Genomic DNA, 25,594 nt, shown 5'->3' on the forward strand with positions numbered 1-25,594 from the left:
GCGTAGCCCCGCGGAACTCAAGCGCGGGGAAAACATTCATGCTTGGCCAGTAGCCACGGAATTCCCGTCACCGTTGCGCCGATACTCACTCCCTCCGCGCCTGAATCCGGCCCGACTTTACCGCCGCCTTCAAAGCCGACCAGTCAGCCTCATTGCGTTCGGCATACGTAAGGGCAAATTGCTGAATGGCCTCGTCGAATGCACCAGACCTTCCCACGTATCCGCAAATCAGCGCCGGATCGCCCGCCTTCGCCATCGAATGGGCAAGTGCATGGGCGCAGGATACTGCGTACTCGCTAAAATCCTTGCCATCGAAGGTGCTAAAGTCGAACGCACCTTTCATGTCGCGCAACTGACGTACGTAAAAATCATTGCCCGTTACGCGCACGCTGGACCAGCCGAGGAAAATGTCGCTGGCTGACTGCAGCAGACGCTGTCCGTTCACCACCCGCTCGCCGTGGTTGGGGAACTTGCTTGCCGGCAGGTAATCCTCGAGCACGGACGCACGCGCCTCCTTGACCTGCAGAAAGAGCGGGCTCTTCCCGTCGGCCATGAAAAGCGCCTCATAGCAGCGCGTGCCGACCGACCCCACGCCGACCACGCGTACCGCCATATCGACCATCTCGTAGCGGTCAAACAGCGCGCGCTGCGCGCCGGGCAGCGTCAGCCGATACTCGGCAAAGAATCGCCTGACCATATCGTTGAACTGTTTCGCTTCCTTGCGATTCTCCATAGGAAAGTGGTAAACGCGCGGCGGCATATCCTTAATGTGCAAGCGGCCGTTGATCATTTCCGTGGCATGGCTCAGAACGAGCCGCGAGGATTGCTGCCGGGCCTTGCTGATCACTGCCTCTTCCTTCCTCCGTTCGAGAACCGAGTCGGCAATGGCCAGAATGTTGTCAGCCCCGAACTGGTAATACCAGACGTCCAGCGTGTCCATTGTGCTGAACTCGGCCATGCACTGGCGGAAGGTCGCGCACAGCCGCCGAACAATTGCGCACTGCTCACGCGTGCCAAGACCGCGTTCGCGCGCGGCGATGGCAAAGGATGCGGCGAGCCTACGCACATCCCAATCGAAAGGTCCCGGCAACGTTTCATCGAAGTCGTTGGGCCCGAACAGGATGCGGCGCTCGGGACTCGCAAACAGCCCAAAATTCGCCAGGTGCGCATCGCCGCCCAACTGGACGGTGATATCCGTGTGCGGCAACCTGGCCAGGTCGAAGGCCATCAGTGGTGCAGCACCGCGATAGAAGGCGAACGGATTCGCCACCATGCGGCCGTAGCGGATAGGTATCAGGTTTGGCAGCCGGCCGGTATTGGAAGCCTCGATCAGCGTAATCGGGTCCCGGTCCACCAGGGTGCACGTTGCGAGTTGAGCACGCGGCGCGCGCCGGCGCGCGGCCTTTCCGGCATCGATGCGCGATGCCCGTGAGCCGCGGCCGCCAAACAGCCCGGCAAGATCCTCGGGCACAGGAGCGGCCTGCGGCTCCGCCCGCCGTACCGACTTCGCACCGCGCGAAGTTTCAGCAGTCTTTGGCATGGCATGCTCCTGTCCGCTCAGAAAGCACGTAATAGGCACGCAATCGCGTCTCTCATGCCGTCGTGGGTGGGCGTGTGGGGGACGGTGGTGGCACGTCGCGGAGGACCATCACCGCCTCGTCCACCGTCATAAATATCTTGTGATGCCCGGATGACCCGGCAAGCGCGCGATAAATCTCAAGCTCCGCCAGTACGCCTTCAGGTATGGCAACCGTAGCGATACCTACACCGCGCCGATCCAGTTCCTGTCGAAGCTGCTGCAATGTCTTGCCGGCGGTGTAGTCAATGTTGAAAATTTCGGACGCATCGACGACCACCCAATTCACCCGCTCGCTCGTCTGCTCGACGAGCCTCAGGACTTCCTCCATGAAACGGCCCGCGTTTGCATAGAAAAGGTCCGCCTCGAAGCGATAGGCCACGATGCCCGGTGCTGCAAACAGGTCCGGCGCCACCTTTTTTGCTTCCCAATGACCACTGGGATGCGGTGTCAGCACGCGGGTGCGCAGCCGGTAACTGTAGCGCGTATGGTCTATCAGGGACAACAGCACGGCCGCAAGAATGCCATGCATGACGTCGACAAAAACGACCACGCCAGCCGTGATCAGTGCGATCAGGAATTCGTCCCTCTGCACGCGGTAAAGCTCGATCATGCCTTTCACATCGATCAGCTTCACGCCGATCATGAAGACGATTGTCGACAGTACTGCGGCTGGCAGGAAGCTCAGTGGCCTGGTCAGGAACAGCAGCACCAGCAGCACGATGACGGCCGTGGTCAGATGGGCGAACTGGGTTCGCCCGCCAGCATCGTCGACCATCTCCGTCTTGGTCGGGCTCCCGTTGACGACGAAGGTCCCGGTCAACGCAGCCACTGCGTTTGCGCCGGCAAGTCCGACGATGTCGAGGTTGTCGTCACCACGCTCGTTGTAGCGATTGGCGTAGGCCCGCGCAGTTGCCGCGCTCTGCGCGATGATGACAATGAAACAGGAGGCGGCAGTCACCAATACCTGGTTCATCTGGTCAAGATGCAAGGGCGGCAGTGACAGCGACGGCAACCCGCTGGGCACCTTGCCGATCACCTCGATGCCGTGTTGCGCGAAATCGAATGCTGCGCTGCCGGCAATCGTGCCAACCACCGCAATCAGCGCACCTGGTGCGCGCGGCACGAAGCGCTTGCACCCGAGAATCACAGCCAGCACCGTGCCCGAGAGCACAGTCGTGATCAAGCTGATCTCGCCGATCCGCTGAAATACCGAGATGAGTTGGAAAAGCGGCCCGTGTCCTTGCCTGGGCAGCCCGAACAGCCCGGAAAGCTCTCCCACGGCGACCTGTATGCCTACGCCAGTGAGGAAGCCGATCAGCGCACTGCGCGACAGGAAATCGGAAAGAAAACCAAGGCGAAGGATTCGCGCGAGCACCAGCATGACGGCAACGGCCAGTGCCACGGCGCTGGTAAGGCCAACATACTCCGGGCTGCCCAGCGCGGCCACGGTGATCAGGGAACTGGCGAGGATGGCTGCGGTAGCCGAATCAGCGGCAACGACCAGGTGTCGCGATGCTCCCAGCAGGGCAAACGCCACCAGAGGCAGCAATATCGTGTAGAGACCCGTAACGGTCGGCGTGCCTGCAATCTTGGTATACCCCATCACCTCCGGGATTCCGAGCGCGGCCAGCGTGATGCCGGCGACGACGTCGTGTGGAAGTTGCGCGCGGTTGATTGGCAACAGCCCTTTCAGGAAGGGCATGCGACGTACAGGAGCATCGGTCGGGGTAGTCGCCATCATGATGTGCTCCTCGAAACGGGGAGTTGGATTCTTCGGGCGACGCGGCTGCAATCCGCTCGACCGGCTACCACGCAGCATGTGCTCTGTGCACTAATTGGAAGTCGCGGAATCAGGCACACTCTCGCTTGAATACATCATAGCGTCACAATTGCATGCATCATGAAAGTATTGTGGTGCGATGCCGTAAGCCGGGGCCGTCGGCCATTACGGACTATCGCGCCTCCGTCGGCTCGCGCGCGAACTCGCGGATCACCGGATTTCCAACGACGGCATCCCTTCCTGCCTCGATCAGGCGATCGACGTCCGCCTCGGGCAGCCGAAGTCTGGTCGGCACGTCGCTCAGACTCGCAGCACGCTCCTTGTCGAGGGCATCGAACGAGATTCGCGTGACGAAGAATTCGACATCATTGCAACGCCACCCCGGCCAGCGTGCAGCGATATCTTGCTGCTGGGAATCCGGCAGGCCACACCGGTACGCCACGAGGTCGTCGCGCCACCGCTGCATCATTGGAACAAAGGCGTCATAGCTCATTCTGACGTTGGTCCCGATCGCCGCGCTTGCGACCTCGATTCCGGATGGGCCTTCCTGGCTTCGATTCCAGTCGCCGCGCGGGCCGTGACCGGCGTCAACCACGATGAAAAGCAGCCGCCGTACATTGATCGCGTCTTGCTCGCTCATGGGACCGTAAGCCGTGCCCAAAAGCAGACGCGATTGGAGAATGGTCGCCAGGCCGTAGTTGTCGGTCACCCCGCCGTCGACCAGCTTGACGTATTCTCCCTTCGAAGTATCCCGTAGACCGCGAACGGCGTTTGCCAGCGCGCCAAACAGCAGCGATTGCCCCGGCGCCTGGGCTTTCTCCAGGTCAGGCAGTGGTGCACTACACGCCTCGGGATGCTTTTGAAGCACGATCGGCGAGAAGAAGAGCGGAACCGCCATCGATGCGGCGACGGCCTCTGAAACGGGAAAGCTCGCGAGATCACTGCACAGGGCATCGAATGCCTGCTGGCTGAACGGGAACGCAACCCGGTAGTAGACATTGGTGGCGTTAATCCAGACGATTGGCTTGCCGCGACGGAACATGTCGCGGTACGTCGCGCCCTTGAACACGTCTTCGTCGAGCCAGGTCCTGAGATCGTCCCGATTGTTGAGCCCACCCGCAAAGAGGCGCGCAAGGTTGACAGGATTCAGGAGACTGAAGCGAAGCCCCGCCTCCCCATCCTTCAGCAGTACTGACCGAAAGGTCGCCAGGCTGTCCCTGCCGTGCAGACCGTAGTAGGCAGCGGTGATGGAGCCTCCCGACACGCTGCTGATGAATGCGACGTCGTCGAGCAGGGATACGCCCCCAGGCCCCCTTGTGGCGTCCAGCCCTTGCAGCGCACCAAACGCGAAGGCTGCGGCTCGCGTGCCTCCGCCGGAGAACGACATCGCGACAGCCGTCCGGCCGACGACTTCTGTGGGTTCGCGCATCGCAGCAGACGCGCTGCCAGCCACGGCCTGAGGAGAATTGCGCGGAGCGTTGTGAGAAAGCGACCCGCAGGCACCCAGTCCCGCAATCAGGAGCAGCATCAGCATGCTGCAGGCCCCATCGCAGGAGTATCGCCCTCTCTCTGCCCTCATCATTCGCCAAGTCAGGCTGATCTTCCACCGAAGCGTGCGGGCATATTGAAACTTCCACATTGGACTAGCTCAGGCATCCATTTGCCGGGGGGCATATTCCGATACGGGGTCACCCACGCGCCGGTGTTGAAGTCGTGGAGCGGTTGCCTGGTGCTCAATGGCCGGCAACCTGCCCGCCATCGACATGCAGAATTTCGCCCGTCACGAACGAGGCGGAATCGAGATACAGGATCGCGTCGACGATATCACTCATGTCACCCATGCGTCCCATCGGATGCAACGCACCGAATCGTTCGTACAAGTCGGGGGGAAACATCGGCGTCTTTATCATTCCCGGTGCCACCGCATTCACACGTATGCCGCGCTTCGCATATTCGATCGCAAGCGCGCGAGTGGCCGCCGCAATTCCGCCCTTCGTCAGCGATGCCACGGCCGCCGGCAAGGCTTCCATTGCGTGGTCGACGAGGCTCGCCGTGACGTTGACGATGTGCCCGCTCGATTGCGCCGCCATGCGAGCCAGCGCGAACTGCGTAATGTAGAAAAAGCCGGCAAGATTCACATGGACCAAAGACGTGAAATCTTCAGCCGTGTATTCGGCGAAAGGCTTCGCAATGAAAATGCCGGCATTGTTCACAAGCGTATCGATACGCCCAAAGCGTTTGATCGTTTCATCGATCACACGGCTGGCGGTGGCGGGATCTCCGATATCGCCTGCCACGGCCAACAGATCCGCGTCGTCCGTCGCCTTGATGGAGCGGGCCGTTGCAACAACGCGGTGGCCCAGGGAGCGAAACGCCTTGACCGCCTCCGCTCCCATTCCTTGCGAAGCACCGGTGATAACAATCACCTTTTGCTGGTGGCTCATGCTGCACCTCCTTCAGGCCAGTTGACGCGCTGCAGTCCCGGGGCTCGATGCCTCCGAACCACCCAATAACCTCGGCGCGGCCAGGCCGCCGTTTTCGTCGCGGTGAGAGGTTCCTGTTCAACGAGCATATGGCATCGCCAGCCACGATGGTCGTGTCTTTACGGCACCTACTCTGTTGTCACATCTGCACCAATCGCAGGATTTCCCCGTCTTTCCCTGGCCGTACTCCGAACGCCAGTATCCGGCTTGTCAGTGAAAGGACTGGCAATCAGCGTTCCGAGACCGCGGCGATCGATACTCCGTCGCCCAAGGCAGCTCCGTGGCGGAAAGCCGCATATCGTTCAACGGCGGGCAGCGGTATCGTCATGCGGTATTCGTACTTCGCCATGCGACCGGGATTGATTAGTCTGAGAGGCTCCAACGTAACGATCCTCGACGACAGCCATGTCCCAACGCAACGGTCAATTGAGCCTCGGAGCCTTCCTCTACCCATCTGGCCATCACATCGCCGCATGGCGGCATCCCCAGGCGCAGGCCGACGGCGGAACGGACCTGCGCTTCTATACCGATCTGGCCCGCGCGGCGGAAGCCGCCAAGTTCGACCTGATCTTCCTGGCCGATGGCGTTGGCACTCGGGGGGACAACGTTGACTTCCTCAGCCGGGTAGCACACAACTACCAGGCGCAGTTCGAGCCGATTACGCTGCTGTCGGCGCTGTCGGCCATCACGGAGCGAATCGGGCTGGTGGCAACCGCGTCAACTTCCTTCAATGAGCCGTACCATATCGCGCGCAAGTTCGCCTCGCTCGACCACTTGTCCGGTGGCCGCGCCGGCTGGAACGTGGTGACGACGGGCAACGACCACGAGGCCCGCAATTTCAACCGCGACAACAACTTTCTGCACGCCGATCGCTACGCGCGCGCCACCGAGTTCGTGGATGTCGTGGCCGGCCTCTGGGATAGCTGGGAAGATGATGCCTTTGTGCGCGACAAGGCCGCCGGCGTCTACTTCGAGCGCGACAAGCGCCATGTCCTGCATCACAAGGGGGAACACTTCCAGGTGCAGGGGCCGCTCAATGTCTCACGGCCACCGCAGGGCCACCCGGTAGTGGTGCAGGCCGGGTCTTCCGAAGCGGGCAAGGAACTGGCCGCGCGTAGCGGCGAAGTGGTATTCACGGCCCAGCAAACGCTGGACGAAGCGGTCGCCTTCTATGCCGACCTCAAGTCGCGCCTGCCGTGTTATGGCCGGACAGCCGACGACCTCAAGATCATGCCGGGCGTATTCCCGGTCGTGGGCGCGTCCCTGGCCGAGGCACAGGAGAAATTCGAGCAGTTGCAGGCGCTGATCGACCCCGTGGTGGGCCTGACGCTGGTATCCAACCTGACCGGCGGATTCGATCTGTCCGCCTATCCGCTCGATGGTCCGATTCCGGATCTGCCCGAAACCAACGGCACCAAGAGCCGCCAACAGCTGGTGATAGATCTGGCGCGCCGCGAAAACCTGACCATCCGCCAGCTCTACCAGCGCGTGGCCGGCGCGCGCGGCCACTGGCAACTGGTGGGAACCGCCACACAGATTGCCGACGCGCTCGAAGAACGATTCCGCCACTACGGTGCCGATGGCTACAACATCATGGCGCCGTACCTGCCCGGCGGACTGCACGACTTCATCCGCCTTGTGTTGCCGGAACTGCGCCGTCGCGGCCTGTTCCGCACCGAATACACCGGCAAGACGCTACGCGACCACCTGTCCCTTAAGCGGCCCCCACATCCTGCCACCGTTGCCCGGCAGGCAACCGAGCGTGCTGTCGCCTAACATCCAGCGACTCCGCAAACCAAGCGTGCCTGTCGACCTGCATGGCGCGCTTTACACACGCCTGTTCTCGGAAGTCATTGCGGTGGAGGGGCCCGCCTTTCGACACCACGCACTTCCGGGCGCCAGCCGCTTATCACCGGATCGGCTAACGACATGACGAATCGGCAGTTCCGGCAGCACGGGTATCGACCTACGATGACCGGTCTGCGTCATACATCCACTCGTCCTGTATCCCTTGCCGATCGTCATGCGTTTCCCTGTCTTCCCCGCGCCTGTGCGCGCCGCGATTGCCGCGTTTGCCGCGATCGCCACTCTCCACGCCACTACGATGGACGCATTGGCGCAGCAACCGTTTCCGTCCAAGCCGATCACCTACGTGGTGCCCTATACGCCCGGCGGCACCAATGACAACGTCGCGCGCATCATTACCAAGCGGCTGGCCGAGAAGGCCGAACAGCCGGTGGTGATCGAATACAAGCCTGGCGCCGGCGGCACGCTCGGCGCCGGTTTCGTGGCGACGTCGCTGGCCGATGGGTACACCCTGCTCAACACATCGATCGGCAACGTGGCCATTGCCCCGCAGTTGGTAACCGTGAAGTTCGATCCGTTCCACGACCTCGTGCCAGTCGCCTATATCGGGAATTCGCTGGCAACGGTCGCGATCAACCCGTCTCTGCCAATCCGGACGCTTCCCGAACTGATTGCCTTCGCGCGGGCCAACCCTGGCAAGCTCACGTTCGCCAGTTCCGGCAACGGCACGCCGGGGCATCTGGCCGGCGAACTGCTCAAGCGACAGGCCAGCATCGACATCCGTCACGTGCCCTACAAAGGCAGCGCACAGGCCGTAGCCGACGTGGTAGCTGGTCACGTGGATGTGGTTTTCGATCCGCTCAGTACGCAGTTCATCAAGCAGGGCAAGCTGCGGGCGCTTGCCTACTTCGGCGGCGCACGATCGCCGGACCTGCCCAACGTGCCGAGCGTGCGTGATGCGGGAGTCAAGGGCTGGGAGGATTCACTGGCCGGCGCGTTCTTCATCACAGCACCGCGCAATGTGCCGCCAGATGTGCTGGCGAAACTGCGCCAGTGGATTAGCGAAATCCTGGCAGAGCCCGACACCGTGGCAGCCCTGAGTCGCGTGCAGGTAAACGTGCAGACGCTGACACCCGAGCAGACCACGCAGCGCATCCGCCAGGTGCACGAGCTTGCCGCGCGCGTGGTCAAGGACGGCACCGCGCAAAGCAACTGAGCAGACGCCATCATGAAACTTGGATTGTTCCTGCTCGCGGCCGGGCATCACGCGGCCGGCTGGCGATATCCGGACGCCGAATCTGGCACCGAAAACGTCGACCTGATCGTGCGCATGACACAGACAGCCGAACGCGCAAAATTCGACATGGTGTTCTTCGGAGACCGACTGCTGACTTCCTCCGACGCCCACCCGTCGATGATCACGCGCCCCGACCCTCTGGCCATGCTCGCCGCGCTGTCTATGGTGACCACCCATGTCGGGCTGGCTGCCACCGCCTCGACCACGTATAGCGAGCCGTTCAACCTGGCGCGGGCACTGGCCACGATCGACAAGCTGTCGCACGGCCGCGCCGCATGGAACATCGTGACCACGTTTGCGGACGGCTCGGTCAATTTCAGCCGCAGCCGTCACCCTGACCACGCAGAGCGCTATGCCATTGCCGAAGAGTACGTCTCAGTGGTAAGGGGACTCTGGCAGTCCTGGGACCCGGACCCTTACGTGCAGGACAAGAAGCGCGGCATTTATATCGATGTGCGGAAGATGCATGCGCTGAATCACGAGGGTCGGCATTTCTCGGTGGCGGGCCCGCTCAACGTCACCAACAGCGAACAGGGCCAGCCCGTGCTGATTCAGGCGGGTTCGTCGGGGCCGGGACAGGCATTGGCCGCACGCCATGCCGAGGTCGTCTTCACCGCCCAACAGGATCTCCGCGCCGCCATCGAATTTGCCAACGGTTTGCGCAGGCAGGTGGCCGAAGCGGGACGCGATCCGCGTCACTGTCTGATCATGCCGGGCCTGATGCCAATCATCGGCGCGACCGAGGCCGAGGCCCATGACAAGCTTGCGCTGCTGCAGTCCTTTACCGACCAATCGAATGCGCTGGCGATCCTGGCCGAGCAACTCGCCGTCGATGTTTCCGGCTTCGCACTCGACGCACCCCTACCGCCCTTGCCCACCGACGTTGTCGTGCATAGTCGCAGTGCGCTGTTGATCCGTCTGGCGCGCGAGCGTGGGTTGACGCTTCGCCAGCTCTATCATCTGGTCGCCAGCGCGCGCGGCCACCAGATTTTCGTCGGCACTGCCGAGCAGGTGGCGGACCACATGATCGACTGGGAAAAGGCTGGCGCCGCCGATGGATTCAACATCATGCCCGCGTACTTTCCTGGCGGCTTCGAAGATTTCACGCGCGGGGTCGTGCCCATCCTGCAGGATCGCGGCGTCTACCGGCGCGACTATGCGGGCCGCACCTTGCGCGATCACCTAGGGCTGCCATTGCCGTCTGGACGATTTTCGTAGGACGAATAGCGTCAACCCAGCTTGCCATAGCCCAGCCGATGCGCGTCGCGCGCCATTGCCGCAATCGGCAGATACGCCGCTGCCGTAGTCCGCACCACATCGTCCATGTGAAGCCGCGCTCGCAGCTCGGCGTCAGCGCGCAGTGCCTCTCGTAACGCCACGCGAACCTGCCGGACCAAGGGGGTGCGGGCGCGTCGCGACGCAATGAATGGCAGCCCCGGGACAGCCCGGGTCACCCCGATCTGACGGATACCGTCGACCAGTGCTGGATGATGTTCTGCCGCCAACGCGAGGGTCACACAATCGATGGCGGCCACGTCGGCGCGGCCATCGCCGACCGCTGCCAACGACGCGAGATGCGAGCCGGTATGCAGCACGTCGCCGAAGAAATGTCCGTGCCTGGCCAGCGGCGCAACGACGTGCCGCAGCGCGTTCATGCCGCTGTGCGAATCTGGTCCGTTGCAGGCGGCCCGTGCGCCACGGCATGCCTCGATCGTCGTCGGTCCGTCCGCCGCGCGCACGACGATGGCACTGCGATAGGTCTGCCGATGGCAGCCAGATACCGAGAAGCGCGGCGTACCGATCAGCCGGACATATGGCGCCAGCCCATGAACCAGCGGGTAGCCGCAGGTCTGTGACAGCAGCAGGTCGTCGCGGCGCCAGAAGGCGTGAAGCGCGTCGGGGCCTTCGCCAGGGTCGATGGCGGCCAGCCTGACCGATGACCGCGCTCGCGACAACAGATGGCCGACCCGGTCGATAAGCAACAGCCAGTCGTCGCGCAAGGACGTCGACACGTTGTACATCGGCAGCGCGGCCACCCAGCGTTCAGGCTTTGCCATGATCCCTTGATGCCTCAATACGAAAGTTCAGCATCCCGTCGACCCGCGGATGCACCACTGGCGCCACCGCGCGCCATGCATAGCGCACCAGCCACTCGCGATAGCCCTGGACGAAGAAACCGTCATTGCGGGTCAGGTAGTCGTGCGCGCGGCGGCGATAGACCCACCCCAGTGCAAACCAGGGTACCGCCGGCAGATCGTGATGCACGAGGTGGTAGTTGTTGTTCAGGAACAGCAGACGCCAACCGATGCCGGCATCGTTGATCACGCTGCGCGTCTCGTCCGAGTCAGTGGCGCGATGTTCCTGGAACGAGCGGATCGCCGCCAGCGATAGCGCGGGATATGCAACGCCCGCGAGCATCAGCCGGGCAGGCATGCCGCAATGGACTTGCAGCCACGCAAGCAGCATTACCAGCGCTGCAAGATGAGCCGTCCACACAGGCAGGTCGCGCCAGTCCCCGGCCCGGACACGGCGCCCCGCATCGATCGCAATCGATGCAATGGAAAACGCCGGTTGCAGCAGGATGCGGCCAGCCATCGTGTTGCGTGCCGCATAGATACGACGCCATGCCGGAGGCATGACCCGCCAGGCGTCCGCATCGAGGAAATAGCTTTCGGGATCGGCAACAGGGTGCGTCAGGTCGGCGTCATGGTGCTGCAGATGTGCCCGGCGGTACAGCGCATAAGGCAGCCATACGCCGAGCGGTGCCGCGCCGAGCAGCCCGTTCAGCCACGGCAGACGGGAGGGGTGCCCGTGCAGCAATTCATGCTGCAGCGACAGGTACCACGTGGTGCATAGCGTCAGCAGCAGGCACGCCAGCGGCAGGCCGAGCTGCCGTGTGTGGATCGCCACGCTGAACCAGGACGCATACACGGCAATGACCAGTGCCCAGGTAGGCAGCTCGGTCCGCCACAGCCAATGACGCGCGGCTCGCGCAATCTCGTTCCGCTGCTGATCGTCGAGGTAGTGAGTCATCGTTCGGCGCGTTCTTGAATCGTGGACACAGGAAACCAAGCCGCAGGATACGGGCGGCAGTACACGCTCAGGAACGAACGATTGCCGATATCGATATGCCGCCCGCCCGCTCGGCGTCACATGCGCGCGCGGCGATATCGATCGGCTTTGCTTAGTCGAACTGCAGCGCCAGATGACGGCGCGCTTCGTCCCGCACGAGGTGGAGCGCGTGCGCCTTGATGCCCCGGTACACCGGATCGGCAGCCACCACCTCCGCGTCCCGGGGCTCTCCCGCGACAGGAACGTGGATGTGCTCCCGGATACGTCCCGGCCGTGCCGACATGACCAGGATGCGGGTGCCAAGCAGGATGGCCTCGTCCACATCGTGCGTGACGAAGACCACGGTCGTGCGCAGGCGCTGCCAGGCTTCCAGCAGCAATCCTGCATCAGCGACCGTGTCTGCGCGTCCAGTGCGCCGAATGGCTCGTCCATCAACAAGACTTCCGGACGCATGATCCATGCACGGGCCAGCGCCACGCGCTGCTTCATGCCGCCGGACAGTTCCCAAGGGCTGGCGTCGTGATGGCGTTGCAGCCCCATCTGCAGCAGCAGTTCCGTCGCGCGCGGGCGCCACTCCGACTCCGGCATGCCCAGCATGCGCGGACCAAATGTCACGTTGTCGAAGACAGACAGCCACGGGTACAGCAACGGCTGCTGGAAGACCATGCCGCGCGAGGGCGAGGGTCCGGCCACCAGATGTCCCTGGCTCAGGATGCGCCCATGCCGGGGCGTCTCGAAGCCGGCAATCAGGTTCAGGATCGTCGATTTTCCGCATCCCGATGGACAAATGCAAGATGAGTGCGAGGTGACTGAAAGGCCGGTTTGGGACGTGATGAATGGCTTGACGCGACGGTTGGCGAGTCCTATCGACAGTAATAAGACTTCAATAGCTTTCCACTAGCCAAACAGTGCCTCTCTCCGAGAATCAAGTACTGGCAAGCATGCTAGGCAACTCGGTGTCGTCCTTGAGATGCACGCCACTACTTCCAAGCGTCATCGCGCCGCGCAGCAGGAAAGCAAGCTTGTCAGCGGCCCCTGCGTAGGAGAGGCCAGCAGGACGCACGTTTGAAATACAGTTTCGCTCCGCGTCAGTGCGCCCCACTCGTGGCGCAAAGGTCAGGTAGATCCCCAGGCTATCAGGCGCACTCAGCCCCGGCCGCTCGCCGATCAGCATGACGATCTGGCGGGCCCCCAGCCGTTCCCCAATCTCGTCGCCCAGCGCCACCCGCGCCTGGCGCGCGATGACGACCGGGCCCACCGTCCATTCCCCCGGCAGGCGCCCGCAGGCGCAGCGCAGCAAAGGTACGGCGTGGGTCTGCGCTGCCAGGGCGGACAACCCGTCCGCGATCACGAACACCACATCGGGCGCGGTTTCCTGCCGCGCTGCCGCGAGCGTCGCACGGCCATCATCGTCGAGGCGCCGACCCAGGTCGGGCCGGCGCAGGAAATGGGCACGGTCCGGCGCGGCGCTCTGTACCCGCAAACTCGCAAAGCCGGCCAGCCCAAGGGCCGCTTCCATCGCGGCGGGTTCCAGCGGCAGGTGCACCGCGTCGCGCGCCTGGGCATGGGCGAGCCCGAAGGCGAGGATGGCATCGGTGGTCTGGCTGTTGCCAGCCCGCCCCAGGGCGATGCGGGCATCGGTCAACGCACGCAGGCGCTGCCATGGGTCGGGGCGAGTCAGTTGATGGTCGGGCATGGCGGGCGTCCTGTGTCAGAGCGACTGGGCATGTTGCAGCAGCGGCGTTCTTGGTGCGGGCTCAAGCAAGCCACCGTCCGCGTCAAAGATTCCCATGTCGCGCAACCATGCCTCGAACTCCGGCGCCGGGCGCAGGCCCAGCGAGCCACGCAGGTATAGCGCGTCATGAAATGACGTGCTCTGGTAGTTCAGCATGATGTCGTCCGCACCTGGCACGCCGATGATGAAATTGATGCCGGCCACGCCGAACAACGTCAGGAGGTTGTCCATGTCGTCCTGGTCGGCCTCGGCGTGGTTCGTGTAGCAGACGTCGCAGCCCATTGGCAGGCCGAGCAGCTTGCCGCAAAAATGATCCTCCAGGCCGGCGCGGATGATCTGCTTGCCGTCGTACAGGTACTCCGGCCCGATAAACCCCACCACTGTGTTGACGAGCAGCGGCGCGAATTCCCTGCCCACGGCATAGGCACGCGCCTCCATGGTTTGCTGGTCCACGCCGTGATGGGCGTTGGCCGACAGCGCACTGCCCTGCCCCGTCTCAAAGTACATCACGTTCCGGCCGACGGTGCCGCGCGCCAGTCCTTGCGCGGCGTCGTGGGCTTCGGCCAGCAGTGCCAGGCTGATGCCAAATGAGGCATTGGCGCGCTCGCTGCCCGCGATCGACTGAAACACCAGGTCGACCGGCGCGCCCAGTTCAATGGCGCGTACCGTATTCGTGACGTGTGTCAGCACGCAGGACTGGGTCGGGATTGCGTAGCGTTCGCACAGTTCGTCCATCAACTGAAGTAGCGATACGATGGCCCCGAGGTTGTCAGAAGCGGGGTTGATGCCAATGGTGGCATCGCCGCAACCATAGAGCAGGCCATCGAGCATCGAGGCGGCGATCCCTTTGGGGTCATCCGTCGGATGATTGGGCTGGAGCCGCACCGCCAGGCGGCCGGGAAGCCCAAGGGTATTGCGGAACCGCGTGACCACGTGGCACTTGCGCGCCACGGCCACCAGATCCTGATTGCGCATCAGCTTGCTCACGGCAGCCGCCATCTCGGGCGTGATACCGGATGCGACGCGCGCCAACGTGGCCGAATCAGTCTCGCGCAGCAGCAGCCAGTTTCGGAAATCGCCAACGGTCAATGACGCGATTTCCGCAAAGGCCTGCGGATCGTGTCGGTCCACGATCAGCCGGGTCACTTCATCGGATTCATACGGCACCAACGCGTCGTTCAGGAACCGCGTCAACGGGATGTCAGCCAACGCCATGCGCGCCGCCATGCGCTCTTCCTCGCTGGCTGCGGCAATCCCGGCCAGGCTATCGCCCGAACGCGCGGGACTGGCCTTGGCGAGCAGGGACCTGAGGTCCTGGAAGACGTGGCGTCGCACGCCAACGGTATGCGAGAACGCCATGCTAGTTACCCATGGCCGCGATTGTCTTCACGCTTTGCCACTGGCCCTGCTTGACCTCGAACAGTGTGTAGGGCGGCTTGATCAGGTCTCCGCGGGGATCGAAGGCGATCCGGCCCGTTACGCCATTGATGTCCACTTTTGCCAGGCTGTCGATGATCCTCTGGCGATCCGTCGAGTTCGCATCCCGGATCGCCTTGACCATGGCCAGTGCGGCATCGTATGCGAAGGGTGCGTAAAGTTCGACATCCTGATTGAAGCGTGCCTTGTAGCGCTGTGCGAATTCCTTTGCCGCAGGCAGCTTGTCGAGGGCCGGACCGGGCTCCAGGTCTTGCGTACCTTCACCGGCAGCACCCGCAATGCTGAGGAACGTGTTGCTCTTGAGTGCGCCCGCGCCGAACAACATCGACTTCATGCCCAGCGAGCGCATCTGCTTGACCAGCAATGCCCCCTGCGCATCGAGCCCACCAAAGAAGATCACGTCGGGATTCTTGCTCTTCAGGCGGGTCAGGATGGCGAGGAAGTCCACCGCCTTGTCGTTGGTGAACTCGCGCCCGACGATATTGCCTTTTGCTTGTTTGACACCTTTCTCGAAGGCATCGGACAGCCCCTGGCCGAAGGCGGTGCGGTCGTCGATGATGCCGATCCGCTGCGCCTTGATCTGCTCCACCACAAAGCGCCCGCCGACCACGCCGCCCACCCCGTCGTGCCCCATGGTGCGGAACACGTTCCGGAACCCCTGGTTGGTCAGGTCCGGATTGGTGGAACCCGGCGTAATCATCGCAAGGTGCGCTTTCTGATAAACGCCCGAGGCGGGAATGCTGCAACCGGAATTGTAGTGTCCGATCACGCCCACCACGCCATCGTCATCGAGCTTCTGCGCCGCCTGGATGGCGGTGCGTGGATCGGCCTGATCATCCTGTACCACGAGCACGAATTTCACCGGCTTGCCGCCGATCGTCGGCTTCTTCGCGTTTTCCTCGTCCAGCGCAAGCTGGGCACCGTACTGCAGGTCCTTGCCGACGCGCGAGGCAGGCCCGGTAAGCGGACCGGCAAAACCAATCTTGACCACTTCGGGATCGGTTGCCCGGGCAAGGGGCAGTTGGGCAGCCAGGGCACATGTCGTCATGGCCAGCATCATGCGGCGGCGATTCATGGTAGACACCTCATTGTGATTGCTTGTGTCGCGCTCTTTCTGGAGGACCGGCCCCAATGCGCGGCGGATCGGGGTCGCTCCGGTTCGACGTCAAAAGCGCGTCGCGCGATAGGGTGCCAATTCCAGCGGTGAAGGCCGGTCGGCAACCAGGTCGGCGACGATACGCCCGCTGATGCCAGCCAACGTCAGGCCGAGATGCTGGTGCCCGAATGCGTAGACCACCCGCTTGCTGGCACTGGCGCGCGCAAGTACGGGCACCCCGTCCGGCAGCGTCGGCCGAAAACCCAGCCAGTCGCTGTCCGGCACATCGAGCCCCGGTAGTGCGCGCCTAGACGACGTCGTCAGCAGCTTCAGCAACGACCGGTTGCGCTGCGGGCTGAAGCCGCCCAGCTCCACGGTCCCGGCCACGCGGATGCCATCCTGCATTGGCGTCATGTAGAAGCCGCGCTCGGCCCAGCCGACCGGCCGCGAGATCAGGTTGGCGACGCCGGGATAGTGAATGTGATAGCCGCGCTCGGTGTCGAGCGGCACCGCGTCGCCGCACTGCTTCGCGAACGCCGCGGAGCGCGCGCCGGCAGCCACCACAACATGATCGAATGCGCGCGCGCCCTCTCCTTCCACCTGCAGCGTGATGCCGTTGGCGTCGGGAGTGATGGCCACGATGGCTTTGCGCTCCAGCGTCAGCCCCCGCGGCGCAAGATGGTCGAACAGTGCTTCCAGGAAACCGCTTGGGTTGGAGAAATGCCAGCTTCCCGTGAACAGCACGCCGCGCTCGAAGATCGGCGCGAGGTTTGGTTCCAGATCGCGAATGGCGTCCGCATCGAGCACATCGAACGGAACGCCAAGCTCGCGCCGGAGTTGCAGTGACGGCTCCGCGGCATGAAACGATGCGCCGTTCGAGTACAGATACAGACACTCGCGCTGGCGCACGAACTTCGCCAGACCCGGCTCGCCCAGCAGCGGCGCATAGCCGGCTTGCGCCAGTGCAAGCAGGCTGGCCAGGGCGCGGGCGCTGTTCTCGTACTGCTGCGGCAGCGAACTGTGCAGGAAGCGCACCAGCCACGGTGCGAGCATCGGCAGGTAGCCCCAGCGCATCCGCAACGGGCTGTCGGCTGACAGCAGGTAGCGCGGCAGCGCGCGGAACATTGACGGGTTGTTGACCGGGATGCACGCATACGGGGCGAACGTGCCCGCGTTTCCATATGAGGCGCCCTGCGCCACGCCGGCCGGGTCGAACAGCGTGACGCGATGGCCTTCGCGCATCAGCCACGCCGCACTTGCCATGCCGATAAATCCGGCGCCGATCACTGCCACACGCTTCATTGCTCTGCGCCTCCGAATGCGGTCTGGCCGGATGACATGCCGTAGCCGGTCGCGGTGTCGTGCCTCGCAGACGCGCGCCGCCTTGCCAGCGCTGCATATGCCACCAGCGCGATGGCCAGGCTGGCGAGACTCGCCATCAACTGCGGGCGCAGTCCGGCATCGGCGCCCATCGCCACCAGCACGCCCACGATGGCAGCCACTACCGCATATGAGAGCCATGGGAACAGCCACATGCGCAGCGTCAGTCGGGCGGGGTCGCTCGCTTCCACGCGACGACGCAGCACGATCTGCGACACGGCGACGGCCAGGTACACGAACAGCATGATGGCACCGGACGCATTGACGAGATACAGGAATACGCCCTGCGGCGACACGATGGCCGCGACGATGGCGACGTATCCCACGACGCTGCTCAGCAGCACGCCCAGCCGTGGCACCTTGTGGGGCGACAACTTCAGCAGCGCACTCGGTGCATCGCCACGCTCGGCCAGCCGGAACAGGATGCGCGACGAGACATAGAGCCCCGAGTTCAGCGCCGACAGCACCGCCACCAGTACGATGGCATTCATGATGTCCGCCGCGCCCGGTACGTGCATGATTCCGAGCGCCACCACGAACGGTGAGTCGCCCACCTTGATGCTGGCCCACGGCACCACGCAGGCAATGACGAACAGCGAGCCGACGTAGAACGTGATGACGCGCAGGATCACCGAGCGCGTCATTGCCGCCACGCTCTTGCCCGGATCATCCGATTCGGCGGCGGCGATGGTTGCGATTTCCGCCCCGCCCACGGCGAAGATCACGGTCGGCACGCCGGCGATGATCGACATCGCGCCAAACGGCAGGAAGCCACGATCGCCGGTCAGGTGCGTGGCGGTCTCGTGCCACGACGAATAGCCGAGCAGGTATCCCACGCCGATGGTGATGAAAACGATGATGGCCGCCACCTTGATCGAGGCGAACCAGTACTCGAACTCGCCATACGATTTCACGGACATCAGGTTCACCACCGTCAGCACCGACAGGAGCACCAGGCCGATCACCCAGACTGGCAGCGGGATCCACCGCTGCAGGATGGCGGCGCCTGCCACGGCTTCCACGGCCACCACGATGACCCAGAAATACCAGTAGAGCCACCCGTTGGTAAAGCCGGCCCAGTTGCCAAGGCCAAGCCGCGTGTACTCGGTGAACGAGCCGATGCCCGGATGGGCCAGCGCCATCTCGCCGAGCATCCGCATCACGAACAGCACCACGATGCCGGCCAGCAGGTAGCTGAGGCAGGCCGCCGGTCCCATCGTGCTGATGGTGGCGCTGCTGCCGACGAACAGGCCGGCGCCGATGATGCCGCCCAGCGAAATCATGGTCACGTGCCGCTGGCGCAGCGCCTTGCCGAGGTCCTGGTGTCCCGGCGGGGCATTGCCGTGTGATGGGGGCAAAACATGGGGCGCTCTCTGCACAACTGTCTCCTTTCTGATCGACTTGCCAGCCATCCGGCAATCGCCGTTCTTCGTCCGACGTGCGATTTATATTCATACAAATATTTTTTGTACGCAACGTATTTGTGTTTGTGTGGATGTAGTGGTTTACACCGAAGCAACAGGGCGCGCACTACTTTGAGGCGACGTTTTCTGGCTCGGCACGGCGAGATGGCTTATCATGACTCCCGCACCTGCGACCGGATGCTCGTCAAGCGTCGTTACTGCAGGTTTGTATGGAGACGGAAGCGAATGGAAACCGAGATTGGTCACACAAATGAGCAGCAAGACATCCCTACAAAAGGACGTTATGCGCCCTATCTCGAAGTGTCCCGGGGGCTGGAGGAGAAGATTCGCAACGGCTTCTACCCCACGGGCAGCCGCCTGCCGCCGCAGCGGGATCTGGCCGACGAACTCGGCATCAATGTGTCGACAGTGTCACGTGCCTACAAGGAGCTGCAGGCACGCGGCCTGATCGTGGCAAGCAAGCGCCGCGGCTCGATCGTGACCGGCGGCGCCATGCCGAAGGTGGCATCGGGGCAGGCGGCCAGCACCGGCGGCAATACGTCGGTCGGCCCGGTCGACCTGACTGTCAATCGCCCCGCCACTGGCGAGTTTGTCGCCCAGCTTGCGCAGACTATGGGCACCATCGCGCGCGATCCGCGTTTCGCACAGACACAGGAATATCAGCCACCGCAGGGCGCCGACTGGGCACGTGCCGCCGGCGCGCAGTGGATGGCCACGTCCGGCTTTTCGCCCTCGCCTGACAATATCGTCGTCACGAGCGGCGCGCAGCATGGCCTGTACGCCGTACTGAGCAGCCTGATCGGCCAGGATGGCGTCATCTTGTCCGACCAACTCACCTACTACGGCCTGAAAGCGCTCGCGCCAGTGTTCCAGTTCGAGATCGTCGGCATTCCCAGCGATGACGAGGGACTCCTGCCCGGGCCGCTGGAAGAGGCCTGCCAACGCTCGCGGGTCAAGGCGATCTTCACGGTACCGAATCTGCAGAACCCGACAGTGGTCACCATGAGTCTGACCCGGCGGCTGGCATTGGTGGAGATTGCGCGCCGCCATCACGTGCCCATCATCGAGGACGATGTCTATGGCCCGCTGCTGCGCTCTCGTCTGCCGACCATCGCGAGCCTCTGCCCGGAACTGACCTATCACGTCAGCTCTACATCGAAGGTTCTGGCGCCTGGTCTGCGCGTGGGTTACCTGCTCACACCGCCGAATGGCGCTGCACTGGCGGCCGAGGCCGTCCGCACCACGGCCTGGATGCCAGCACCGCTTTCCACACTGATCGCCACCCGCTGGATCGAGGACGGCACTGCGCAGGCAATCCTGGAAGCCCAGCGTGCCGAGTTGGCCGTGCGCCAGCAACTGGCGCAGGAGTTGCTGCCAAAGGATCTGCTCAAGGGCGATCCGGCATGTATGTTCGTCTGGCTGCGCGTGCCCGAGCCCTGGCGCTCCGACGACTTCGCCGCCAATGCGCAGGCGCGGGGCGTCAGCACCATGCCCGCATCGGCATTTGCCGTAGACCGTGCCGCCACGGAGCATGGCGTGCGCATCAACCTGGCATGTGCGGCTTCACGGGAGCAACTGGTCAGGGCGCTGAAACTCCTGGCCCAGACGCTGCGGGACAGGCCTCGGGCGCTGTTTGGAACGATTTGACGTAATCTCGCTGCAAGCAGAGCGAGTCATCAGGCATGCGTCTCGCCAATGCACCGAGCCACATCCGCCCGCGGCTACGGCTGTCTCCGGCCAGCCGCAGTCATTGCCCTTCGGTCGGTGAGCGGCTGCTATGCAGTCATGAACTGACGTCGATTCGATCTGCGGTCTTCATCTCGCGTGCCGTTCGCGAAAGTGACACTCAACGGCAGCGCCGTCGGGTGATCAATGCACTTGGACCTGACGCGCGCCATTGCGGGCGTTTCGTTTCACGACGAAACGCCCAAGGATAGGATCGGCGGCAAGGCGGTGGATTCAGCCTAAGCCTTTGCAGGACGATGCTTGCAGGCGGCGCCAGCCGCAGCGCAGGCCGCGATGCCGCCGACGATCCGCTCGGCTCCGATGAGCAAGACCCGCGAAGAGGTTCGTCAAGAACTCATCCAAGCACAGAAGGATGGCACGATGGAGCGCTTGAACGCGCTATATGGCGGAGACTGAACCGGGGGCTCGATATGAGCCGCACGTGCGCGCGGCTCGCAAGCAGGCTGGCTCTTCTTCAGAACCAGTCCGTACTCGTTCCGGCTGAGATCGAGACAATCCATCGGCGCTGCCGGAACGTGGCAATGAGAAGTCGATCGCGTAGCGATGCCCGGCGATGAGAAGGGGTGGTAGGGAAAGGAGGCTGTCTTCCAATCGTCAGACTTTTCCGCCCTCGCAGACACTCGAAAACCGCCATTTACGCGGGCCGACTCCAACGGCGACTGAGGGTCGGGTGCCGCCTCCCGCGGCGGAAGTCCTCGCCGTTGATAGGTCGAAGGCAGCGGCCGGCCATTTTTCGTCAATGATGCTAGTGGATATGAATGGCCTTTGAGCCGCCAAAGCCAGCCACTCATGGCGCGAATTTGCACGTCAAAAGTGCATCTTTGCGCTCTTGCAGCGCGCGCCTGATGATAGGCTTGAACCTTCCTTGGCGCATCGCATCCGTCGGTTCAAATCTATCCTTTTCCCCAGGAGCTAAGCATGACCACTTATCAAAACTCGCTCGAAAAGAAAGCTGCCTATTGGGGTGTTCCGTGGGAGGACGCATATGGCTATGCGCAGGCAGTCCAATTAGGTGAAGAAATCTATGTGTCCGGACAGCTAAGCCATGATCGCAACGGACAACTTGTCGCCCCGGCCGCTCTTGACGAAGAAGGAAAGCCTCGCGATTTTTCTATGATGGAAGCCCAAATGCGTGCCACGTACGAGAACATCGCCACCCTTCTCGGCAAATTTGGTGCAACGCTCGACGATGTTGTAGAAGAAACGCTGTACGTTCTCGACGTCGACGCAGCATTCGCAGCCGCCGGCAAAGTACGCAAAGCAGCGTATGGTACTGACCGCCCTCAATGCGCCAGTAACCTTATCGGTGTCTCGCGCTTGGCCATGCCACCGCAATTGATTGAGATTTCCTGCAAGGCGGTCTTGCGCAAACCGGGCACATAACTCGACCCGATTTTTCAGGGCTTTCCGATTTAATTCGCTTCGCGGCCTTCGATCAACGCCTTCTGCTTTGCTACCGCCGCAGCGCAAAAGCTCATAAACGTTTGGACGCGTCGTGTCCGCCGAATATCGGGATGTGTGAGCAGCCAAAGCTCATCCTCCAGGTCGGGGACCACAGGACCGACGCGAACCAATTCGGTCATCAAATCGCCCAGCATGCAAGGAAGGTAACCTATACCGAGCCCGGCAGCGACCGCTTTACTAACTGCAGCAACTGAGTCGGAACGGTATGCAACGCTGCTCGGTGCAACTCGGCTTTGCAGATAATGGGATGCCTTGAGCCCCGACAGCTTCCCGGTGTAAGAGACCCACGTCATATCGAAAATTCGGTCCGATGATGGTCGCTTCCGGCGAAAATGTATGGCGCTTCCGTATGGCGCCCATGCAATGTTCGCGAGCTTTCGCCCCACTAGATTCTCCGAGGGACTCCGTGTTGCTCTTATCGCGATGTCGGACTCGTCCCGGGCGAGATCAAGAGTGTCATTTCCGACTAGAACGTCAACTGACAAGGAAGGGTGGCGGGTCCTGAATTCGGCGAGGATTGGCGTCAGGAAATCCAGCAACAGCGAATCGCTTGTGGTAATACGAATGGCGCCCAATGGCCCATGTACTGCACCTGCGACCCGTCGGGCTACGCTGATGACATCCAATTCGACACGCTCGCTCAGCGCCCGCAGCTCGACCCCTTCGGGGGTCAGCTTGTAGCCAGCACGTCTCCGGTCAAACAACGCAACGCCCAATGCGGCCTCGGCCTGCGCCACCCGGCGCGAAACGGTGGACGCGTTGATGCCCAATCTTTCGGCGGCAATCGCGCGACTGCCGCACTCGCTTAACATTTTGATGATGCGGAGATCGTCCCAAGAGAATCGGAGAGTCGCATCCGCTATTGCTATTACTTCGCGATCTAGCACTTTTGAGGATGGCATGTGTCTTAACAATGACGACTGTACGTTTCAGGCCTTACGCCAGAGAACACGCATCATCTCATAGCCACGATCACGATTTTGAAGAGGACCGGTACTGCAAAGATTTGGGCCGGCCGGCCACACTAGAGTCCACTCCAATCTTCCTCAACAAACGGTTCCGTCTTACTACCTTACTTGCGGTACTGTCGGGAGTGGCGCTGCACCGTACTCTCATTCTGGGCACGATGCCTTTGGCTCCTCCGCCCCACATTTCCGCAGTTCTAGGGGTATGCGCTTGGTGGCCGACGGGTCGGTTCTGCTCAGCCTCTATCCTGGGGCGGAGCTTGCATGCCATCGCTCTCCATAGTTGAAAAATATTGAACATCACGTGCGGGACTTGAGTGGCCGTTGTCACACTACAATGCCTATAGTTCAGTACACCCGCTGCCGACGTACGAAGGGTGAAAGCGGCGCGAAGCATCAGACAAACTGAACTACATTGCGCTGGACGTTTTGGCGCCTCTTGGAGAAAAAAAACATGCCGGCCATCAGCGATTCCCAACGTCCCGACACTGCCGCCGCCAGCATCTGGGCGCAATGTCGCACCGCGGTGCTATTGACGATAGTCGGCGGCGCCATCGACACCATTGGTTTTATCGCGCTGCTCGGCTTCTTCACCGCCCACGTCACCGGCAACCTGGTGCTCGCCGGCGCGGCTTTCGTGAAGGGCGGCGCGGGGCTGTGGATCAAGCTCGGCGCAATTCCACTGTTTATCGCCACCGTGGTGGTTGCCAAGATCTGGATCGATCGCTGCAGCCAGACGCACAAGACGCTGGGCTGGCTGTTCGTGGCCGAGGCGATATTTCTGCTGGGATTTATGGGCGTGGGGCTGTATTTCGATCCGTTCAGCGAACCGAACGCCGTCGAGCTCGCATTGGCTGGTGGTCTTGGCCTGATAGCGCTGGCGATCCGCAATACCTCAAGCAAGACGCTGACCAAGAGCATCAGCCCCAGCACAATGATGACCGGCAACACTACGCAATTCGGCATCGATCTGTCGAGCTACCTCCGCGCACCGACCCGCGAACATCGGGTGGGTGTCCTGAAAAGCGGCAGCATCGTGCTCGGCTTCGTGCTGGGTGCTTTCCTCGGTGCCGTGCTCTATATGCAGATCGGCTTCTGGAGCGTCCTGCCATTTATCGTGATCATTGCGTATTTGGCCAGTCTGTCCTTCCGCAATCAGTTCGTGTGAGCGCGTTCATGACTATCAACAAAAGCCGGCTCGAATCATTCAGCGATGGGGTGATCGGCGTGAGCCTTACGCTGATGCTCTATCAGATCCAGTTTCCAGGGGAATTCAACTGGAACGGCCTGCGTTCAGAAGCCCCGCATTTCTTTGGCTACGTACTGAGCTTCATTTACGTCGGCATTTACTGGAACAACCATCACCACCTGTTCCAGTTGGTGCGCGGCATCAACGGCAAGGTCATGTGGTCGAATCTGCATCTGTTGTTCTGGCTGACGATGATCCCAATCACCACCACCTGGACGGGCAAATCGGATTTCTCGGCGATTCCGACGGCACTCTACGCCTTCGTTCTGTTCATGTGCGCGATCGCCTATTGGATTCTGGAGCGCGTCATCATCGCCACCGAGGGCAAGGATTCTTCGCTCGCAGGCACCATCGGCAAGGATCTGAAGGGCAGGCTGTCGCTGGTCGTGTATGCGTTGACGGTCGGCGTGAGTTTCTTCAGCACTACCGCCGCAACGCTGATGCTAACTGCAATGGCGGCATTCTGGTTCTTCCCTGATTCGCGGATCGAAAAATATCTCCTATCACTTTAACTAAGCCCTGCAAGTCATTGCCGTCGCACGGCGACGATGCAGATCGACTCGATAACGCGATGTCTTTTGCTGTGGATATATCGCAGGCGCCCAGGCGCACGCCGTCCTTGGTACGGATGGCCGAGACCGGCTGCGGATTCAACCGGTCGATGCAACACCTAGAATCTGAGAGCAGTGTTTGGTTATACGGGCCGCTGATGCCGACAAGTTGCCCGACGGCGTCATACTCATATGTGGTACGGATGCCATCAATATCGACGTCAGTCATGCGGCCGCGCACGTCGTAGGCATACTTGATGCGAGATCTGCTGACATCTACAGCTTCAAGCAACCTGTCCGCTGCATCATAGGTTTGCTTCGCCGGTGTGCAGTGCTTCGGGAACGATTCGAGTGTCACACCGGCGTTCTTTCACAGTCCCTCTTTGCGCCAAGTCGAAAGCTGTATTGCGCGGCGGGATGCTGGTTGTGCAGTAGCAAAGGTCATACAGTGTGAACCTCTTGCGCTGCCATCCACCTTTCGGTGCCGCAAGCATTTTTCGGAATCGCACGGCGTCACGCATCGCAACGGC

22 protein-coding genes and 1 pseudogene are annotated in these 25,594 nt (G+C 62.3%); 8 read left to right on the forward strand and 15 right to left on the reverse strand.

Annotation, left to right across the window (positions count from 1 at the left end):
- Positions 1-85 precede the first annotated feature (85 nt).
- From AC3FLX_RS31785 to AC3FLX_RS31800, 4 genes are all read right to left on the reverse strand, one after another.
- The gene (locus AC3FLX_RS31785) at positions 86-1,540 is read right to left on the reverse strand and encodes a DUF2252 domain-containing protein (RefSeq protein ID WP_488701300.1); all 1,455 of its coding nucleotides are present in this window, start codon (positions 1,538-1,540) and stop codon (positions 86-88) included.
- A 52-nt stretch (positions 1,541-1,592) separates the two neighbouring features.
- Positions 1,593-3,320, reverse strand: a complete 1,728-nt coding sequence (locus AC3FLX_RS31790; protein WP_488701301.1) for a SulP family inorganic anion transporter — start codon at positions 3,318-3,320, stop codon at positions 1,593-1,595.
- A 211-nt stretch (positions 3,321-3,531) separates the two neighbouring features.
- Positions 3,532-4,893 carry a patatin-like phospholipase family protein gene (locus tag AC3FLX_RS31795; protein ID WP_488701302.1) on the reverse strand — a complete coding sequence of 454 codons (1,362 nt, stop codon included), beginning with the start codon at positions 4,891-4,893 and terminating at the stop codon, positions 3,532-3,534.
- Between the two features lie 199 nt (positions 4,894-5,092).
- A complete protein-coding gene (locus AC3FLX_RS31800; protein ID WP_488701303.1) occupies positions 5,093-5,803 on the reverse strand; it encodes an SDR family NAD(P)-dependent oxidoreductase in 711 nt (236 codons plus the stop codon).
- A gap of 444 nt (positions 5,804-6,247) precedes the next feature.
- Between AC3FLX_RS31800 and AC3FLX_RS31805 the strand changes: the two genes are divergently transcribed.
- The 3 genes from AC3FLX_RS31805 (at position 6,248) to AC3FLX_RS31815 (ending at position 10,163) form a co-directional block, all read left to right on the forward strand.
- Positions 6,248-7,618, forward strand: coding sequence for an LLM class flavin-dependent oxidoreductase (locus AC3FLX_RS31805; protein ID WP_488701304.1), 1,371 nt, complete (start codon positions 6,248-6,250; stop codon positions 7,616-7,618).
- Between the two features lie 247 nt (positions 7,619-7,865).
- The gene (locus tag AC3FLX_RS31810; protein WP_488701305.1) at positions 7,866-8,864 is read left to right on the forward strand and encodes a Bug family tripartite tricarboxylate transporter substrate binding protein; all 999 of its coding nucleotides are present in this window, start codon (positions 7,866-7,868) and stop codon (positions 8,862-8,864) included.
- A 12-nt stretch (positions 8,865-8,876) separates the two neighbouring features.
- Complete coding sequence (locus AC3FLX_RS31815; RefSeq protein WP_488701306.1) at positions 8,877-10,163, forward strand: LLM class flavin-dependent oxidoreductase; 1,287 nt, start codon at positions 8,877-8,879, stop codon at positions 10,161-10,163.
- An 11-nt stretch (positions 10,164-10,174) separates the two neighbouring features.
- On the opposite strand, the gene AC3FLX_RS31820 is transcribed toward AC3FLX_RS31815, so the two are convergent.
- From AC3FLX_RS31820 to AC3FLX_RS31860, 9 genes and pseudogenes are all read right to left on the reverse strand, one after another.
- Entirely contained in the window at positions 10,175-11,002 is an 828-nt protein-coding gene (locus AC3FLX_RS31820; protein ID WP_488701307.1) for a phosphate/phosphite/phosphonate ABC transporter substrate-binding protein, read from the reverse strand.
- Entirely contained in the window at positions 10,989-11,978 is a 990-nt protein-coding gene (locus AC3FLX_RS31825) for a fatty acid desaturase (protein ID WP_488701308.1), read from the reverse strand. Before AC3FLX_RS31825 ends, AC3FLX_RS31820 begins: the two co-directional genes overlap by 14 nt.
- A 151-nt stretch (positions 11,979-12,129) precedes the next feature.
- Entirely contained in the window at positions 12,130-12,396 is a 267-nt protein-coding gene (locus AC3FLX_RS31830) for a hypothetical protein (protein ID WP_488701309.1), read from the reverse strand.
- Positions 12,397-12,494: 98 nt separating this feature from the next.
- Positions 12,495-12,905, reverse strand: a pseudogene (locus tag AC3FLX_RS31835) (ATP-binding cassette domain-containing protein); the annotation flags it as partial.
- Positions 12,906-12,942: 37 nt separating this feature from the next.
- Complete coding sequence (gene eutC / locus AC3FLX_RS31840) at positions 12,943-13,713, reverse strand: ethanolamine ammonia-lyase subunit EutC (RefSeq protein ID WP_488701310.1); 771 nt, start codon at positions 13,711-13,713, stop codon at positions 12,943-12,945.
- 15 nt (positions 13,714-13,728) lie between these two features.
- Positions 13,729-15,111: an ethanolamine ammonia-lyase subunit EutB gene (locus AC3FLX_RS31845; protein ID WP_488701311.1), complete on the reverse strand. Its 1,383-nt coding sequence runs from the start codon at positions 15,109-15,111 to the stop codon at positions 13,729-13,731.
- A 1-nt stretch (position 15,112) separates the two neighbouring features.
- Positions 15,113-16,264 (reverse strand): branched-chain amino acid ABC transporter substrate-binding protein, encoded by a 1,152-nt coding sequence (locus AC3FLX_RS31850; protein WP_488701321.1) that lies wholly within the window; start codon positions 16,262-16,264, stop codon positions 15,113-15,115.
- Positions 16,265-16,354: 90 nt separating this feature from the next.
- Complete coding sequence (locus AC3FLX_RS31855; protein ID WP_488701312.1) at positions 16,355-17,587, reverse strand: NAD(P)/FAD-dependent oxidoreductase; 1,233 nt, start codon at positions 17,585-17,587, stop codon at positions 16,355-16,357.
- Entirely contained in the window at positions 17,584-18,948 is a 1,365-nt protein-coding gene (locus AC3FLX_RS31860; RefSeq protein WP_488701322.1) for an amino acid permease, read from the reverse strand. Before AC3FLX_RS31860 ends, AC3FLX_RS31855 begins: the two co-directional genes overlap by 4 nt.
- 366 nt (positions 18,949-19,314) lie before the next feature.
- On the opposite strand from AC3FLX_RS31860, the gene AC3FLX_RS31865 reads away from it, so the two are divergent.
- The 3 genes from AC3FLX_RS31865 (at position 19,315) to AC3FLX_RS31875 (ending at position 22,218) form a co-directional block, all read left to right on the forward strand.
- A complete protein-coding gene (locus AC3FLX_RS31865; RefSeq protein ID WP_488701313.1) occupies positions 19,315-20,736 on the forward strand; it encodes an aminotransferase-like domain-containing protein in 1,422 nt (473 codons plus the stop codon).
- Between the two features lie 339 nt (positions 20,737-21,075).
- Positions 21,076-21,231, forward strand: a complete 156-nt coding sequence (locus tag AC3FLX_RS31870; RefSeq protein WP_488701314.1) for a DUF4148 domain-containing protein — start codon at positions 21,076-21,078, stop codon at positions 21,229-21,231.
- Positions 21,232-21,753: 522 nt separating this feature from the next.
- Positions 21,754-22,218, forward strand: coding sequence for a Rid family hydrolase (locus tag AC3FLX_RS31875; protein ID WP_488701315.1), 465 nt, complete (start codon positions 21,754-21,756; stop codon positions 22,216-22,218).
- A 29-nt stretch (positions 22,219-22,247) separates the two neighbouring features.
- On the opposite strand, the gene AC3FLX_RS31880 is transcribed toward AC3FLX_RS31875, so the two are convergent.
- Positions 22,248-23,201: a LysR family transcriptional regulator gene (locus AC3FLX_RS31880; RefSeq protein WP_488701316.1), complete on the reverse strand. Its 954-nt coding sequence runs from the start codon at positions 23,199-23,201 to the stop codon at positions 22,248-22,250.
- 517 nt (positions 23,202-23,718) lie between these two features.
- Between AC3FLX_RS31880 and AC3FLX_RS31885 the strand changes: the two genes are divergently transcribed.
- Both AC3FLX_RS31885 and AC3FLX_RS31890 read left to right on the forward strand, forming a co-directional pair.
- Entirely contained in the window at positions 23,719-24,432 is a 714-nt protein-coding gene (locus AC3FLX_RS31885; protein ID WP_488701317.1) for a YoaK family protein, read from the forward strand.
- Complete coding sequence (locus AC3FLX_RS31890; protein WP_488701318.1) at positions 24,429-25,025, forward strand: TMEM175 family protein; 597 nt, start codon at positions 24,429-24,431, stop codon at positions 25,023-25,025. Before AC3FLX_RS31885 ends, AC3FLX_RS31890 begins: the two co-directional genes overlap by 4 nt.
- A gap of 344 nt (positions 25,026-25,369) precedes the next feature.
- Here AC3FLX_RS31890 and AC3FLX_RS31895 read toward each other — a convergent pair.
- The coding region (locus tag AC3FLX_RS31895; protein WP_488701319.1) for a hypothetical protein at positions 25,370-25,594 on the reverse strand (225 nt) is incomplete at its 5' end.

Source organism: Cupriavidus sp. 291-E7, assembly GCF_057798835.1.